Below are 17,561 nucleotides of genomic sequence, written 5' to 3' on the forward strand. Positions count from 1 at the left end.
TTTTCTATTTCACCCGAACAGGTTCAATTAAGTAGTAGGTTTCTGAGAACATACGGCTCAATGTCTGACAGCGGTCCTGGAAGTGGTCAAGGAAATGCATCAGTTCTTCCATGCCCATCTCCTCAATCGAGGATTCTTCGATTTCATTTTGAATCACTTCCAGCATGTGAAACAGGTTTTCCGAGTAGTGTGATACTTTTCCACCTTCCAAATTCGTCACAGCCTCAAGAACATGATCCATACAGTATTGGATGGAACGCGGGAAGTTCCGTTCTTTAATAAGGAAACTCAGCACGTTTTTCGGTTCCATTGTCGGCGGGTACTCCTTAATGTAGGCATCATAACCGTTCAGAAAATGAAGGGCTGTCATCCAGTGGTAATAATGATGAGTTCCCCCGCCGGTTTCCTTCCGGTTCTTTTCACAGGTGACATTAAGGATACGCGCTGTTTTCTCCGCCCGCTCCAGCCACTTGCCGATTTTAATAAACGAATAAGGCGTCCCCCGGCTCATGCTGGATTCAATCACGCCCTGGGAGGTCATCGAAGTCTGGATCACCCGGTTTAAGTACTGCTGGGTATGATCCCTTGTATTCGGAAGCTCCTGCCACTCTTTCTGGTCGAGGTGGAACTGATTCAGCACCTCCCACAGCTCCTCTGGAAGGATATCTCTTGTCGCCCGTGCGTTTTCCCGGGCGTAATTCATCGTATTCATTAAGGAATTAACGTTCAGCGGGCTGATCGTCAAATACTGGATGATCGTTTCCCGATCCATCCGTTCATAGAAGCTGTAGTAATCCGCCGTGGAAGCACTGACTTCCAGGATCTCTTCCCACTCCCTGTCGAGAGCTTCCTTGCTGGAGGCTTCCAGCATATGAATCAGCTGCACCTTTAACACCCGGGCATTGTTCTCAGCCCGCTCGATGTTTCTGGACATCCAGTACAAAGAATCTGCTACACGGCTAAGCATGTTGATCACCACTTTCTGAAAGAATCCATGTATCCTTGCCGCCTCCGCCCTGGGAAGAGTTGACGACGAGCGATCCTTCCTTCAAGGCCACTCTGGAGAGGCCGCCTGGAAGAACGTTCATCTGCTCCCCACTCATGACGAATACGCGCAGGTCCACATGGCAGGGATAAAAACGCCCCTCCTGATATGCAGGAGCTCTGGACAATTTGATCGTCGGCTGAGCTATATACTGACTCGGCTTCTCCAGAATTTTCTTCTTGAAGATTTCCTGCTCACTTTCATCGGATTGAGGTCCAATCAGCATGTCGTATCCACCGGAAGCACCGACATTTTTAATGACCAGCTGATCGATATTCTCCAGGACATAATCCAGGCGATCCGGATCACTGAGGAAATACGTTTCCACATTCGGAATAATTGGATCCTCCTCCAGATAGAAGCGGATCATATCCGGGACGTACACGTACATCGCTTTATCATCAGCCACTCCGTTGCCAATGCCGTTCAAAATCGACACATTCCCCTTCTTATACGCTCGCAGCAGTCCGCTAACCCCGAGCATGGAATCCGGCCGGAAAGCCTCGGGATCAAGAAAATCATCATCGATCCGGCGGTATATGATGTCCACTCTCTGCAGACCACGGGTCGTTTTCATATAAACGATATCATCGTTCACTACCAGGTCACGGCCTTCCACAAGCTCGATTCCCATCTGCTGCGCAAGGAAGACATGATCATAATACGCAGAATTGTAGATGCCCGGAGTCAGCAGAACGGCTGTCGGTTTCTTTCCAGGTTCTGCGTTCAACGGCACCTGGCTGATCAACGACTGATGAAGTTCGGATATCTGGTGCTCCAGTGTTTCAATGGAATGCTGATTAAACAATTCCGGATAAACCTGCCTCATCACATAACGATTTTGAAATACGTAGGACATGCCGGATGGATTACGGAGGTTATCCTCCAGTACCCGGTACTCTCCGTTCTCGTCACGGATCAGGTCCACACCTGCGAGAAAGATGTGATTGTTCAGCGGAACCCGCACCCCGCCGATCTGCTTATCATAATAATAAGGATTGTTCTCTATCAGATCTCTCGGAATTACCCCGGCTTCCACAATGCGCTGTTCATGATAAATATCATCTAGAAAATGGTTGAGCGCCGACATCCGCTGCTTCATGCCTTTCTCAATCTTCTCCCAGTCTCCGCGCGGAATGATAATCGGTACAAAATCAAACGGCATCGTCCGTTCTGTCCCTCCGGTGTGACTATAAACGGTAAAGGTGATCCCCTGTCTAAGAAAATTCAACTGAGCCGTTTCATGTTTATTCATCAGTTCACGTTCACTAAATTGATGGACCAATTGATAAAACCACTGGTAGTGACGCTTGGGCTGTCCATCTCCCCTCATCATTTCATCAAAGTAGACACCCGTTTTATAATTGGTTAACACAACCTCTCCTCCGTTTCCTATGTAATTATTATCCTTTACCCTAAGTTAACAAAAACCAGACCTAAATTGTTGGAAAATTAGTACATTTAACAAAAAACCCCGAAATTCCACAAATTTCGAGGTTTTTCGGGGATAGGAAACAGTTATTTCATTTTAATGACGATTTTGCCTTTGGCATGATGGGTTTCACTGACTTCATGGGCTTCCCGAAGCCCTTCCTGTGAGAACGGGAGCTCATGACCGATGACGGACTTCAGTTTTCCTTCCTCCATCATCTTACCCAGCTTGGACAGCTGTTCACCATCAGGCTCCAGCCAGACGAATCCGGCCTTGATATTTTTTTCACCTGCTTTTGTTTCATCAGGAGGCTGGACGACAGATGGAAGCTTCCCACCTTCTTTCAGGACCTGAAAGCTTTTTTCCTGAACTTCTCCACCAAGTGTGTCTACAACAATGTCAAAATCCTGAAGCACTTCTGAGAAATCTTCTTCTTTGTAATCGATGAAACGGTCCACTCCCAGTTTCTCGACCCAGTCACGATTTTTTCCGCTCGCAGTGGCTGCCACGTAAGCCCCCATATGTTTGGCGATCTGGACAGCATAATGTCCCACTCCACCGGAACCAGCGTGTACGAGCACCCGGTCTCCTTCTTTAATATTTGAAAAATCGACCAGGCACTGCCACGCAGTGAGACCCGCCAGAGGGACAGCAGCCGCTTCTTCGAAAGTCACTCCTTTTGGCAGCGCCGCCAAAAGGTGTTCATCGACAGTAGTATATTCGGCATAAGTTCCGAACCTCGTTGTATCCGGTCTTGCGAATACACGGTCACCTGGTGAAAAGCTTTTCACATCTTCTCCCACTTCGGTAACGACCCCCGCGACATCCCATCCGAGAATGATGGGAAACTCAAAAGGAACCGCATCTTTCAAGTATCCTTCCCGCAGTTTCCAGTCAATAGGGTTTATTGAGGTGGCATATACTTCCACAACCACTTGTCTGCTCTCAGGTACAGGGTTTGGAACCTCTTTTTCAACGAGCTGCTCCCGACCTCCGTACTGTTCAATCACAACAGCTTTCATGATAAAACCGACTCCTTTTTTGAAGATTGATCCAGGTTAGTTTTCCCCTATATTTTCACGTGAAACATGATAAGATGTGAGAAGAACGATTACATTAAAGGATGATTGACATGATGGAACAGGCCGAAAAAATATTAATGCAGTATTACGGGTATTCTTCCTTCCGACCTGGACAGAAGGAAGCGATTGAACAGGTGATGCATGGGCAGAACACGCTCGCTGTCATGCCGACTGGTGGCGGGAAATCACTCTGTTATCAGATCCCGGGACTTGCGCTCGAGGGAACGGCGGTCGTCATATCACCGTTGATTTCCTTGATGAAGGATCAGGTCGACGCCCTTCTTTCCTACGGGGTGGCAGCTACGTACATAAACAGTTCTCTCACAGCAGAGGAACAGCGGACAAGACTGAGAGATATGGAAAAAGGGCGCTATTCCTTCATTTACGTCGCACCAGAACGATTCGAAACCCCTTCCTTCCTTTCCGCTGTGAGCCGGATCCCTCTTTCTCTTATCGCTTTCGATGAGGCCCACTGCATCTCCCAGTGGGGTCACGATTTCCGTCCAAGCTACCGTTCCATCGTCCCGACACTCAACAAGATCCCGAACCTTCCTGTACTTATGGCGTTGACGGCGACAGCTACACAGGAAGTCGTGGCCGACATCAAACAACTGATCCATGTCGAAGACGGCGATGTGATCAATACAGGATTCGCACGGGAAAACCTGGCATTCCGGATCATCAAAGGAAGGGACAAGCGCGAGTTCATCACCGAATACATGAGCCAGATCCCCAATGAGTCCGGCATCATTTATACCGCTACACGGAAAGAAGCCGACCAGCTGCATTACGTCCTTGAGAAAAAGGGTTACGCTGCAGGCAGGTATCATGCCGGTATGACCGAGCACCAGCGTAAGCAGGCGCAGATGGACTTTGTACAGGATGAGACCAAAGTGATGGTGGCTACCAATGCATTCGGAATGGGCATTGATAAATCCAACGTCCGCTATGTCATCCATTACGCCATGCCGATGAATATAGAATCTTATTATCAGGAAGCCGGTCGTGCAGGCAGGGATGGCGAACCCGGGGACTGTATCCTTCTCTTTGCGAGTAAAGACATTAATCTTCAGAAGTTCCTGATCGATCAGTCACCTTCTGAGGAAAAAAAGAAAGAAGAGTATGCCAAACTGCAGGCTATGACGAATTACTGCCACACCCATACGTGCCTGCAGAAGTATATCCTGGAGTATTTCAATGACCCGGTCCCTTATGAACGCTGCGGGAAATGCTCCAACTGTATGCACAATGGAGAAGTGGAAGACCGCACAAAAGAAGCGCAGATGGTGCTCTCCTGTGTGAAACGCATGGGAGGTGGTTTCGGAGCTGGTTTGACAGCCAAAGTGCTGAAGGGATCCCGTGACCAAAAGGTCAAACAGTTCGGGTTCCATAAACTGTCCACTTATGGAATTATGCCGAAAATTACGGAGAAGGAATTAACCCAGTTCATTCATTTCCTGACAGCTGAAGGATATTTAACAGCAGGCTCAGGGAAATACCCTTCCCTCCACCTCACCTCAGAAGCTGCAGCTGTCCTCAAAGGGGAAAAGCCAGTGGAAATGCTCGTGGAAACGGCAGCTGTCCAGCAATCAGCTGAATATAATGTCCAGTATTTTGAAGAACTGCGCGGCTTAAGGAAGCAGCTGGCTGATGAAGCAGGACTCCCGCCTTATGTCATTTTTTCTGATGCGACGTTGAAGGAATTCTCCATCCACCTGCCTCGGACAAAAGAAGAAATGCTTCAGATGAAAGGGGTTGGAGAGCGGAAGTACGAGCAGTACGGGGAAACATTCCTCGAGATGATCCGCCCGTGGTCCGAACAAACCGAATCAGCCCCCCTGCCATCACGCCGGCCGGAGCCCAGAGATCCTTTCGATGACAGGCCCAGCCACATCATAACGTTTGAGATGTGGAAAAACGGCAGCCTGTCCATCCGGGACATCGCAGATCAGCGCGGGATGAGCCCGCAGACGATCGAAAACCACTTGTTCCGCTGTGTTCAGGAAGGGGAAAATATTACATGGGATTACTGGTTTGATGAAGATCAGGAAGAGCAGATTCTTCAACAGTATCACCGGCTGGACGAAAAGAAGCTGAAACCGCTGAAGGAAGAACTGCCCGAGACCTTTACGTATTCCATGATTAAGGCCGTATTAATCAAACACCGTTACCTGAACAGATAAAAGGAGGAGTGGGATGATTACCCTGGATGATGTAAGGAAATGGGATGAACACGATGAGTTAAAAGAATATAAACAGGAATTTTTCCTGAAAGACGCCACCATTTACATGGACGGCAACTCCCTCGGACTGCTGTCCAGACGATCCGAAGCGGCGCTGCATCAATCCCTCGACGACTGGAGGGAGCATGGCATAGAAGGATGGACACAGGCTGCCGAACCGTGGTACTACATGTCGGAAAAGCTCGGCCAAATGACCGCTCCCCTTCTGGGGGCTTCCCCGGACCAGGTCATTAACACAGGATCCATCACGACTAATCTCCATCAGCTGCTTGCTACTTTCTACACACCGGAAAAAGGGCGTACAAAAATCATTGGAGACGAACTCAATTTCCCTTCAGATATCTATGCTCTAAAAAGTCAGATGGCGCTTCACCACCTTGACCCAGACGAGCATTTCATACCAATCGAAAGCTCTGACGGCTATACGCTCAAAGAAGAAGACATCATCGCTCATATGAAGGAGGATGTGGCTCTCCTTCTTCTTCCTTCTGTATTGTATAGAAGCGGTCAGCTGCTCGATATGAAAATCCTCACGAAGGAAGCTCATAAGCACGGAATTCTTGTGTTGTTTGACCTCGCCCACTCTATCGGGGCTGTGCCGCATCAGCTGGATGAGTGGGAGGTGGACTTTGCTGTATGGTGTACGTATAAATATTTGAACAGCGGTCCCGGCGGCACCGGTGGGTTGTACGTCAACCGCAGACACCTCGGAACCCACCCCGGACTTGCCGGATGGTTCAGTTCGGACAAGGAAAAGCAGTTTGATATGAATCATGAGCTGACCCCCTCATCCAACGCCGGGGCTTTTCAAATCGGTACCCCGCACATTTTAAGCTCTGCCCCGCTTCTTGGCTCTCTGGAAATGTTTTTGGAAGCAGGTATCGGGAACATCAGAAAGAAATCCCTGCAGCTTACACAACTGTTCATGGACTTAATCCATCAGGAACTGGAAGACTTCGGATTCAATATCCGCAACCCTCTGGAAAATGAACGCCGGGGCGGCCACGTTTGTCTTGTACACGAGGAAGCAGCCCGGATCTGCAAAGCGCTGAAGAGCGAAGGCGTCGTCCCGGACTACCGCTCCCCGAATGTCATCCGGCTCGCCCCTGTCGCTTTCTACACTTCCTACGAAGATGTTTATGAAGTCGTCAGGATTTTAAAAGAAATTGTCCAGGAAGAAAAGCATAAGTCATTTAAAAATGAACGGGATATTATCGCTTAGGAGGATACCGATGATGTGGATGGATATCAGCATGAAGCTGGATACAAAGACCCCGCCATGGCCGGGGGATGAACCTTTTAAATATGAAATCACCTATTCCATGGAAGAGACCGGATCTGTCAATGTCGGTCAGTTTAAAGGAAGCTGTCATATCGGCACCCATGTCGACGCGCCTTTCCATTATGATTCTTCAGGCTCCCGGATTGCGGACCTGCCTGTCGACCGCTTTACAGGAAGAGCGGTTGTCGTCCATTTGGACCAACCGGAAATGATTCACAAAGAACACATCACTGACATCGATTTAACAGGGGTGGATAAAATCCTCTTCCGTACAAACAGCTGGCCGGACCGGTCAGATTTCCCCTCCGCTTACACGGTTATCGGAAGCGACCTGGCCGGCTATCTTGCAGAGCATGGGGTTGATATGATCGGGGTTGATACCCCTTCGGTCGATCCGGAAACGAGCAAAGAACTCCCTGCGCATCACAGCCTGTGTGCCCATGACCTGCTTATTCTTGAAGGCCTGGTTCTGGACAGCGTTCTGCCGGGCACTTATGAGCTGATGGCCTTTCCGCTTAAAATGGCTGAAGCCGACGGAAGTCCGGTACGTGCTGTGCTGAGAAACCTGTAATTTTGCATTAAAAAAAGGTGGACGTTGACGTCCACCTTCAGCTTGTAGAGAAACCTCTGTTTCTTTACAAGCTTTTTGCTTTCTTGCGGTCAGGAGCGAAAGCCCCTTCCCTTTCCGCGGACGAGTGTCCGAGCTTCCTCGCAAAACCCACGCTCGGCGATCTCGGACCACTCGTTCTTCCGCAGGAGTGGAAGGGGCGCCGCTCCTTGGGGATTCTTTAAAAAATCGATAATGGCGGCCGTCATCAGCGCCTGTGCTTTCCCTTTTTCTTTTCCAAGCAGGCGTGAACAGCACAGGCCGAAGATCCACTTGGGCAGGCGACCTTTCTGACCAAGTCAGTTGAGGGCGTGCCCGACTCTAACTGGTTAACACAGGTTTGTTTTACAGCCAAAAAAGGTGGACGTCAAAGGACGTCCACCTTTTTTATCTTTATTTTTTTGAAATCCTTTGTTCCACAGCCATCGTCTTCGCTACTTTCGGCGCCAGCCAGATCATAGGAAGCAGAAGGAGTGACACAGGAACGGCTGTCACTACGATAAAGTTCTGAAGCTGCGTAATACCACTATCACCTGTAATCAGAAGAATAACAGCGATAGCCCCCATCAGAACAGCCCAGAATACACGGAGCCACGTTTGCGGGTTCCCTTCTCCTGTCACAGCCATAGCAATGGTGTAGGACATGGAGTCAGACGTTGTCACAACGAATAGAATGGTCAGGATCAAGAAGAGCGGTGAAACGATTTCCGCAAGTGGGAACTGCCCGGTAATCGCAAACATCGCTGCCGGGTTCCCTGCCTCATTCAAGGCATTTGAAACCGATCCCGGATTCTCCATTTCGAAGAATATTCCGGATCCACCAAGCACGGTAAACCAGAATGTTGAAATAATTGGAGCGAATACAGACACCGCTACGATAATTTCACGGATTGTACGCCCTCTGGAAATCCGGCTGACGAGAATGGCCATCATTGGACCATAACCGATAAACCAGCCCCAGAAGAAAACTGTCCATAGAGATAACCAGCCTTCATCCCCGCGGTACGTACTCATAGGAATGAACTGATCCACATAATAACCGAATCCAGATAGGAAATGGTCGATAATAAAGCCGCCTGGACCAAAAATGACGATGAAAATCATCAGTCCAAGAGCAAGACGGACGTTGAAACTACTCAACATCTGAATTCCTTTATAGAGTCCGGACACAGCAGAAATGGTGGAAACAAGCACCACAACCAGGATGATTGTAAATTGCGTGCTGAATGTATTAGGAATTCCGAAGATTTCCTGCAGTCCATAGCTGGCCTGCAGACCAAGGAATCCGATAGGACCAATCGTACCTGCGGCTACCGCAATAACAGCAAACGCATCAATGATGGTTCCGAAAAAGCTTTTGCGGAGCTTTTCCCCAAAGATTGGATAAAGCAGCGTCCTCGGTTTCATCGGCATTCCTTTTTGATAGTGACCGTACATCATAACGACGGCACTGATCGTACCAAGAATGGCCCATGCAAGGAATCCCCAGTGCATAAAGCTCTGAGCAAGCGCGGGATTAATCGCTGCTTCTGTACCTGATTCCACACCCGACTGGGAAGGTGGTGCAGTCAGGAAGTGCCACATCGGCTCAGCTGCTGCCCAGAATACGCCTCCCCCGGCAAGAAGCGTTGCCATGATAATTGAAAGCCATTTATACAAACCGATTTCCGGTTTATCCATATTACCCATTTTAATTTTTCCATATTTAGAAAATCCAAGCCATATACCGACGAAGAATGTCGCCAGCATCAATACCTGCCAGAACGCGCCAAAATAATTGGCTGACCAGGCAAAACTTTCACTTACAACTTTTTCTATGAACGAAATGTCGATAAGAGCAATAATCACAAAGAGGGTCAATAAGCCTCCACTGATTGCAAATACAGGCCAGTCTATCCGGCCTTTCGATTGTTTATCCATTTTGATCTCCTTTTGACAATGGTGTTACTTTCTTGTGGGAAAGCACAATAACTGACTCTAACATTACCCCTATTATGGTGTAAAGAAAAATCTTTTATCCCGCAGATGAAAAGGTCACTCCTGTGACCTCTCAATCCACATCTTCCACGTTATGGTCTTCCTGCCGCCTCTGACATTCCTTACAAAGGTTGATTTCTTCTTCCGCTTTGGATACGAGGGGCTTTCCACAGCGCGAGCATTCATCGTGCCGGTTGGGGTTTGCTCCGAAGATGTTCATTTCATATCCGTCACCAAGCATGGAATCCTCTCCTTTTCAGTGTGCTGTTCTTTGTATTCCCAACGTTTTTCATTTTAGTCCTTTTGCAGCCTGCTTTGCGGCCATTAATCCTGAAAGAGTCACGCCGAGTGTCCCGGCTCCAGGAAAGACGGTATCTCCGCATTGATACAAGTCAGGGATGCCGGTTCTTACCGAGTAACTGGTAAGCCAGCTGTATTTTCCCGTGGGAGCATATCCGCCTACTTTGCCATCTCTGCGGCGGAGCCATTTTTGGAACGTGACAGGCGTGCCGGGCAGCACAAGGTCGAGCTGATCGGTGAATCCCTCAAAATAATGGTCCACCGTTCGTAAAAGCTTTTCCTTCATCCACCGCTTTTCGTCTTCATAATGGCCGGCTTTCCACCAGGGGGAAATATCCGTATGGGTCGACAAGGTAAACGAACGCTTCCCTTCCGGCGCCATCCGTGTATCTTCCAGATCCGATAATGACAAAAGGAACTGTCCGCCATTATGGAGGTCATCCGGATGATCGGGATCAATAAACTGATGATACAGCACATCCGTGTCTAGAAATACGTCTGCATCTACACCGCCGTGAATAATAAACGCCCCCCAGGCTTTTTTCGCCGTTTCTTTCTGGGGACGAATATAGGACTGGGAGCTGAGCTCTTCTGTCAACGTGTCATGAAGGTTATGGACGGAGTTATTCAGAATAACCTGACGGGCTTCAAACGTAGAATTTCTTTTGGAATGCAGGGTAAAGCCAGCATCTCCTTTTTCAATGGAGTGAACCGGATGCCTCATGAGAACATCACCGTCATGCTCCCGTATATAAGCAGCCAATTTCCCTGCCGCTTCAGCAAGACCACCGTGAACCGCAAAAGCACCTTTATGAAAAGTCTGGAGCGCAGCAAATCCTAAAAAGGCCGGACAGTTCTCCACACTTGTCTGTACACTGTCCATTAATTCACCATTTAAAAATGTTCTAAACATGCGGTGCTGATCCAACCCATGTTTTTTCAGACGATCCTCCACAGTTTGCGTCATATAAGGCAGCAGCCGGAGCGAGCTTTCATTCACGAGCGGCAGCAGATGGGCGTAGTCGCCCCATGTCCGCGGCGGAAACACCGGCAGCTTATCCGTCAGCTGATCCACCAGCCGGCCTACTTTGAACACTTCGTCATAGAAGTTTTCAAAAGCCGTCCCCGGTCCTTCAAAAACCCGGGCCATTTCCTTGTACCACTCATTCCGGTCGCGGTAATAATGAATCGTGCGGTCCGGAAGGTGAACATCCATAATAATATCCAATGATTTCATGGACGGCTTTTCAATGCCCAGCCGTCCAAAAAGACTGTCCAGTACACCTCCAGGCTCAAAACCCATTCCGACCGTAGCCCCGGATTGAAAACGGTAGCCGTTTCTCTCAAACTGCCCGGCGCTTCCCCCAAGTTCATTCGACGCTTCAAAAACAACGACATTGTATCCTTTACTGGTTAAATCCGCGGCGGCTGCCAGTCCTCCAAAACCAGCCCCCACAACGGCAGCATCATAGATCATGCACGACTCCCTCCTTTCTCTTATTCTTTCCCCTTACCGGCTGCTGTTTAAAAAGAAAGCAGCCGATTCCGTCTCATCCGCAAATGAAAACTATTCCACTATAACCATTCAGACCTTGAACATGGAACCCTGGAAATCCGTGCCCCTTTTTCCTCCATATGAATACCACCTCCCTGACGCCGGGATGAACGAAACAAAAAAGACAGCCGGAAGTTCCGACTGTGCGGGGGCGGTAGAAACCGAACTTATCTACATGAATTTGTTCTGGAAAGAGTGTTTTCCCGCAGACGTCAACAATGCACATGGCTCGTCACTCCTTATGGATGAGTTCAAAAAAAGGGTGCTCTTCTGTTTAAAAGAAGAGCACCCTTTTTATACTAAAAAATTATACGCGGAAACATTTGTCCGTTCCTAAGTCTTCTGTTTCAAAGAGAAACAAGCCATTACTCAAATGTAATTGCCCAGCTGCCTTTTCTCATCACGGCTTCCGTCGTACCATCCTCGAGGACACCGTCGATATCCAGCTCACCGGATCCCATCATGAAATCCACGTGGGTGAGGCTGTGGTTGACGCCGTTTTGATCCAGTTCTTCCTCATTCATGTCGGAACCGCCCTGTACGTTATTCGGATACGCTTTTCCGAGCGCAAGGTGGCAGGACGCGTTTTCATCGTAAAGCGTGTTATAAAAAATCAGTCCGGATTGAGAGATCGGAGATTCATGTGGAACGAGAGCAAGCTCGCCAAGGTGACGGGAGCCTTCGTCCGTATCCAGCAGATGCTGCAGTGTTTCACTGCCTTCTTCTGCGGTAAAGTCCACGACTTTTCCTTCCTTGAAGGTCAGGGTGAAGTTATTGATGACATTGCCGCCGTAGTTCAGCGGTTTCGTGCTGGTCACTTTACCGTCCACGCCATATTTATGAGGAGCTGTAAAGACTTCCTCTGTCGGCATGTTCGGGTTAAACGAAATATTTCCTTCTGCTGTTCCGGCCGGCCCGCCTTTCCAGACATGCCCTTTTGGCAGGGCTACTTCAAGATCCGTGCCCGGTGCTTTATAAATCAGCTTCCGGTATTGTTTCTTATTCAGATATTCGCGGGCGGTAATGAGCGTATCATTGTGTTTTTTCCAAGCTTCCACTGGATCATCCTGGTCGACACGGACGATACTGAAAATCTGCTCCCACAATTTTTCCACTGCTGTATCTTCCTCTTCCCCAGGGAAAATTTTCTGCGCCCACTTCGCAATCGGAATACTGATGATCGACCATTGAATCCGGTCATTCATCGTGTAATTACGGAACGTGGACATGGCTTCTGAACGTGCTTTTGCAGCAGAAGCGACTTTCCCTGCATCAATACCTTTCAGAAGATCAGGGTCTGTAGAACGGATGGAAAGGATGGCTGCCCCCTGCTCGGCGAAATACGTATATTTCTGCTGCTGCCATTCCGGTACATGGGAGAGTGTTTCCTGATCAGCATGCTCATAAGCCATACGTGTCAGTTCATCGTCCCCCCAGTTGATATGTACATCTTTAGCCCCCATTTCAAAAGCTTTACGGGCGACAATCCGTGTGAATTCTGCTCCTTCAATGGTGGAGTTGATCATTAAAAGCTGGTCGTTCTGAAGGTTGACGCCTGTGCGCAGCGCCAGCTCAGCATATTTTTCAAGTTTATCCATACTTGGCATTTTCATGTGTATACCTCCTATATTTAAACAGTGTATCCGTATTCATTATTCCACAAAAAAACGACAACTACAAAACATATGAAAGAGACCGGGACAGAGGCGGCAGGCCGATGCCCCGGTCAATGAAGGAGAAGACGACTGACAGCTAAGCCTCATCCTCTTTCCCTGCATTATTCATGGCCTTCAACAATGAGAGAGAGCTCTTCCCAGCGTTCCATTTTCTGTTCAAGCTCTGCCTCCGCTTCTTCCTGTTGGGCGGTAAGGTCCCTGACCTTGTCATAATTGGACGCTTCTTCAGCGAGCTGGTCGTTCAGCGCCTCGACCTTCTCTTCTAAAGCGGCAATATCGTCTTCGATCGTTTCCCATTCCTGTTTTTCCTTATAAGAAAGCTTCCGCTTCCGGTTGCCTCTTCTCGTTTCTTCCTGGGCGGACGGCTGCTTTTCTTCCTTCGGTACCCTCTGCTCTTCTTTCACAGCTTCCTGGTACTCGGAGTAATTGCCATAGAAACGGCGCACCTGACCACTCTGTTCGAACGCAAGGAGCTGATTAACGACGCGGTCAAGGAAATACCGGTCGTGGGAAACCGTAATGACGACGCCTGGGAAATGCTCCAGATAGTCTTCCAAAACACCGAGGGTTTCTGTATCCAAATCGTTCGTCGGCTCGTCTAAGAACAGAACGTTCGGTTCGCTCATGAGTACGCGTAGTAAATAAAGGCGCCGGCGCTCTCCACCGGAAAGTCTCTTAATATACGTCCACTGCTGCGGTCGTGGGAAAAGGAACCGTTCAAGCATCTGCTCGGCGGTAACCTCTGTACCATCTTCGGTCCGGATGACCTCTGCCACTTCTTTGATATATTCGATGACTTTCAAGCTTTCATCAAGCTCATCATGGTCCTGGGTGTAATAGCCGATCTTTACCGTCTGTCCTGTGTGAACATTTCCGGCATCCGGCTCGATTCGTTCCGCCATAATATTCAAAAGGGTGGTCTTTCCGGAACCGTTGGGTCCGATAATCCCCAGACGTTCTCCAGGTACGACCAAATAATCAAGTTGATCCAGCAGCTTCCGCCCGCCGTAGCTGTGGGTCACCCCCTGGAGTTCGATCACCTGGTTCCCTAGTCTCGAAGACCCGATAGCCATATCGACGTTCTCTTTCTTCGTATGGAAGGTTTCTTCTTTCATAGCCTCCACCCGTTGAATACGCGCTTTCTGCTTCGTAGATCTCGCTTTCACGCCGGCTTTGAGCCAGGCGAGCTCTGTACGAAGAGTGTTTTTATGCTTTTGTTCCGCCTGCAGTTCCCATTCCTCGCGTTCGGCCTTTTTCTCAAGGAAGGTTTCATAGTTTCCTTCATACGTGTACAAGCGGCTTTGATCGAGTTCATAAATCAGGTTCGTTACCCTGTTCAAGAAATACCTGTCGTGTGTAACGACCATGAGGGCTCCTTTATAGGAAGAGAGATATTCCTCCAGCCATTCAATGGTTTCATTATCCAAATGGTTGGTCGGCTCATCCAGCAGCAGGAGGTCCGCCGGCTGAATAAGGGCCTTGGCAATAGCGACCCGTTTTTTCTGACCACCGGATAACTCCGATACTTTTTTATCAAAGTACGTAACGCCGAGCTTTGAAAGGACCGTTTTAGCAACTGTGCTCGCTTCCCATGCCCCTTTTTCATCCATTTTCTGCTGAAGATCCAGCATCCGCTCCTGGACGCCTGTGTCCTCCGGCTTTTCGGAAAGCTCGAGCATGACCTGTTCATACCTGCGCATCAGCACCATGATCTCAGCTTCCCCGTCATAAATATGTTCAAGAACCGTTTGGTTTTCGTCAAATTCAGGGTCCTGCGGCAGATACTCCACTGTGAAATCTTTCGCATGATCCATATCGCCCTGATCTCCGGTTTCCATCCCCGCAAGAATTTTCAGCAGTGTCGATTTTCCCGTGCCGTTGACACCAATTAAGCCGATTCTCTGCTGACTGGAAATCGTGAAGGACAAGTCATCAAATAAATCTTTATCTCCATAACTTTTACTCAGTTGATTGACTGATAATAAACTCATTACGCTCATTCCTTTAATAAGAATCTGCCCCCATCATATCACACCGGCCCCTTTTCCGGGGTGGGAAGGGACCTTGGGATGGATGAAAAAAGCTGCTGACGGTGTGTAGACCGTCAACAGCTTTTCTATCACTTCAGGCGTCTTCCTTCTCAGAGGACTGGTCTCTTCTCCAGTATTCCATCCCTTCCACTCCGGGCAGGTGATCCTGGTAGAAGACAGGGTCTTTCCCTGCTTTTTTCTGCTTCACGTAGTCGTTCAGGGCCGCGTACGCCACCGAAGACAACCGGAATATGGCATACAGGTTAATTAAAGCCATGATCCCCATCGTTAAATCCGCCAGTGACCAAACGAGATCAAACTCAGCGACAGCACCGAACATAACCATAGCCAGTACAGCCAGACGGTAAATGAAAATACTGCTTTTACTTGTCTTTATGAATTCAATGTTGGTCTCTCCATAATAGTAGTTCCCGACAATCGAACTAAAGGCAAATAGAAGAATGGCAATCGCAATAAATATGGCTGCCCAGGAGCCAAGCTGGGACTCGAAAGCTTCCTGAGTCAGCTGGATTCCATCGAGGGACGTATTTTCATAACCGCCGGCAAACAGGATAATAACAGCGGTGGCACTACAGATCAGAAGGGTATCTGTAAATACACCAAGCGTCTGAATCAAACCCTGCTTGACCGGGTGAGTGACTTCTGATGTGGCCGCTGCGTTCGGCGCACTCCCCATACCAGCTTCGTTGGAGAAAAGTCCGCGTTTGATTCCGATCAGAATCATCCCGCCGAACGTTCCACCGGCAATTTCACGGAACCCGAACGCTCCGGCAAAGATCTGCCCGATCATTTCCGGGACTTGAGCGATATTACCCACCAGGACATATGTGGCAATCAGAATATAGAAAATAGCCATAATCGGGATGATATACTGCGTTACCTGGGCGATCCGCTTAAGTCCACCAAAGATGATCAAAGCTACAAAGAAGGTCAGGATGGCTCCCATCAGCCATTTATCAACATCAAAGGAGTTTTCAAAGGCAAGCCTGATGGTATTGGACTGTACAGAACTGAATACAAGGCCGTATGTAAAGGTGATGGTAACAGCAAACACGATACCCAGTGTACGGTTCTTCAACCCTTTTTCAATATAATAAGCGGGTCCACCACGGTACTCGTTTTTATCCGGAACCTTATAGACCTGGGCCAGGGTGCTTTCAATAAAGCTGGAAGCCCCTCCAAGGACAGCTACAATCCACATCCAGAAAACCGCTCCGGGGCCTCCGACTGTAATAGCAGCAGCTACGCCGGCAAGGTTTCCTGTACCGACCCGGGAGGCCGTACTGATGGCGAAGGCCTGGAAAGGAGATGTTCCTTTCTTTCCCTCTGCTGAGATGGACCGTTTATCAAACAGTACACGGAACATTTCAGGTATGTAACGAAACTGAGCGAACTTCAGACGGATCGAGAACCAAAGTCCAACGCCCAGCAAGGCGGCGACAAGGATGGTCCCCCACATCCAGTCATTTAAAAAGGATAAGACTTCCTGCACACTGATCACTCCTATAAAATGTAAATGATTTCCTGTTTTACAACACGTATTCCCTTTCCCTATAGGAAAAAAACATGAATAAATTCAACTTTCTCATTTTATCATACAATGGGAGTCCACCACTACTGACTTTCCGATGAAATTGCCGCCCGCCTCCAAAGCCTTCCGCAGTTTCCTGCGCTTTCTCCTGGAAGCAGACTGAAGTTTTGGCCCATCCTGTAAACGCACTTCCTGATATAAAAAACCAGGGGGAGCAGGGCTCCTCCTGGTTGATTCTTAGGAATTCCGGCGCCATGGAAGGCTTGTTCCGAATTTCTCAGCAAGTTCCTTCGATTCCTTCCGCCGGTTTTTCCGGTGCTCATGACGCTTTTGGGCGTGATCATGAAGCCACTGCTCTTCCTCTGTTTCAGGGTAAACCGACGGCACCGGGGTCGGATCATTGTTTTCATCAACAGCCACCATGGATAGAAACGCGGTAGTACATACTTTACGTTCTCCTGTAAGCAGGTTTTCCGTCGTTGCTTTTACGAATACCTCCATGGATGTATTGTGCGCCCATGTGACAAAGGCTTCAAGGCAGACCGTATCGCCTTCAAACACCGGCTGAAGAAAGTCGACAGAATCGGTGGAGGCTGTGACGACCGGCTTACGGCAGTGGCGGACAGCTGCAATCGCAGCCACGTCATCAATGTGGGCCATCAGTTTCCCTCCGAAAAGTGTGCCGTGCGTATTCGTATCCGGGGGAAGTACATGAGAATTTTTAACGGTCAGTGAATCTATACAAGGTTTTGCATCCATAACTTTTTCCTCACCTTCATG

Annotated in this window: 13 protein-coding genes; 3 read left to right on the plus strand and 10 right to left on the minus strand. The window is 48.8% G+C overall.

Annotation, left to right across the window (positions count from 1 at the left end):
- Positions 1–4: 4 nt before the first annotated feature.
- The 3 genes from GLV97_RS02375 to GLV97_RS02385 form a co-directional block, all read right to left on the minus strand.
- Positions 5–967, minus strand: coding sequence for an alpha-E domain-containing protein (locus GLV97_RS02375; RefSeq protein WP_160836949.1), 963 nt, complete (start codon positions 965–967; stop codon positions 5–7).
- Positions 960–2,420 carry a circularly permuted type 2 ATP-grasp protein gene (locus GLV97_RS02380; protein WP_160836951.1) on the minus strand — a complete coding sequence of 487 codons (1,461 nt, stop codon included), beginning with the start codon at positions 2,418–2,420 and terminating at the stop codon, positions 960–962. The genes GLV97_RS02375 and GLV97_RS02380 overlap by 8 nt, the downstream gene beginning before the upstream one ends.
- Before the next feature lie 143 nt (positions 2,421–2,563).
- The gene (locus GLV97_RS02385) at positions 2,564–3,499 is read right to left on the minus strand and encodes an NADP-dependent oxidoreductase (protein ID WP_160840926.1); all 936 of its coding nucleotides are present in this window, start codon (positions 3,497–3,499) and stop codon (positions 2,564–2,566) included.
- A gap of 110 nt (positions 3,500–3,609) precedes the next feature.
- Here GLV97_RS02385 and recQ point away from each other — a divergent pair, with 110 nt between their 5' ends.
- The 3 genes from recQ to kynB are packed head-to-tail and all read left to right on the plus strand — an operon-like array spanning position 3,610 to position 7,655.
- Positions 3,610–5,742 carry a DNA helicase RecQ gene (gene recQ, locus GLV97_RS02390; RefSeq protein ID WP_160888894.1) on the plus strand — a complete coding sequence of 711 codons (2,133 nt, stop codon included), beginning with the start codon at positions 3,610–3,612 and terminating at the stop codon, positions 5,740–5,742.
- 13 nt (positions 5,743–5,755) lie between these two features.
- A complete protein-coding gene (gene kynU / locus GLV97_RS02395) occupies positions 5,756–7,024 on the plus strand; it encodes a kynureninase (protein WP_160888895.1) in 1,269 nt (422 codons plus the stop codon).
- A gap of 10 nt (positions 7,025–7,034) precedes the next feature.
- Positions 7,035–7,655, plus strand: a complete 621-nt coding sequence (kynB, locus tag GLV97_RS02400; protein WP_160888896.1) for an arylformamidase — start codon at positions 7,035–7,037, stop codon at positions 7,653–7,655.
- Positions 7,656–8,084: 429 nt separating this feature from the next.
- Here kynB and GLV97_RS02405 read toward each other — a convergent pair whose 3' ends face one another.
- The 7 genes from GLV97_RS02405 to GLV97_RS02430 all read right to left on the minus strand — a co-directional run bounded on the left by GLV97_RS02405 (position 8,085) and on the right by GLV97_RS02430 (position 17,540).
- Positions 8,085–9,611: a BCCT family transporter gene (locus GLV97_RS02405; protein ID WP_160836961.1), complete on the minus strand. Its 1,527-nt coding sequence runs from the start codon at positions 9,609–9,611 to the stop codon at positions 8,085–8,087.
- A 130-nt stretch (positions 9,612–9,741) separates the two neighbouring features.
- Positions 9,742–9,909 carry a hypothetical protein gene (locus tag GLV97_RS19745; RefSeq protein ID WP_202410546.1) on the minus strand — a complete coding sequence of 56 codons (168 nt, stop codon included), beginning with the start codon at positions 9,907–9,909 and terminating at the stop codon, positions 9,742–9,744.
- Positions 9,910–9,957: 48 nt separating this feature from the next.
- The gene (locus GLV97_RS02410) at positions 9,958–11,445 is read right to left on the minus strand and encodes a phytoene desaturase family protein (RefSeq protein ID WP_202410547.1); all 1,488 of its coding nucleotides are present in this window, start codon (positions 11,443–11,445) and stop codon (positions 9,958–9,960) included.
- A 443-nt stretch (positions 11,446–11,888) separates the two neighbouring features.
- Positions 11,889–13,136, minus strand: coding sequence for an aminopeptidase (locus GLV97_RS02415; protein WP_160840929.1), 1,248 nt, complete (start codon positions 13,134–13,136; stop codon positions 11,889–11,891).
- A 164-nt stretch (positions 13,137–13,300) separates the two neighbouring features.
- Positions 13,301–15,190: an ABC-F family ATP-binding cassette domain-containing protein gene (locus tag GLV97_RS02420; RefSeq protein WP_160888897.1), complete on the minus strand. Its 1,890-nt coding sequence runs from the start codon at positions 15,188–15,190 to the stop codon at positions 13,301–13,303.
- 133 nt (positions 15,191–15,323) lie between these two features.
- Positions 15,324–16,709, minus strand: coding sequence for an alanine/glycine:cation symporter family protein (locus tag GLV97_RS02425; RefSeq protein WP_202409729.1), 1,386 nt, complete (start codon positions 16,707–16,709; stop codon positions 15,324–15,326).
- Positions 16,710–17,018: 309 nt separating this feature from the next.
- Positions 17,019–17,540: an acyl-CoA thioesterase gene (locus GLV97_RS02430; RefSeq protein WP_160836969.1), complete on the minus strand. Its 522-nt coding sequence runs from the start codon at positions 17,538–17,540 to the stop codon at positions 17,019–17,021.
- Positions 17,541–17,561 lie beyond the last annotated feature (21 nt).

This window comes from Halobacillus litoralis (genome assembly GCF_009856355.1).
GTDB classification, from domain to species: Bacteria; Bacillota; Bacilli; order Bacillales; family Halobacillaceae; genus Halobacillus; species Halobacillus litoralis_B.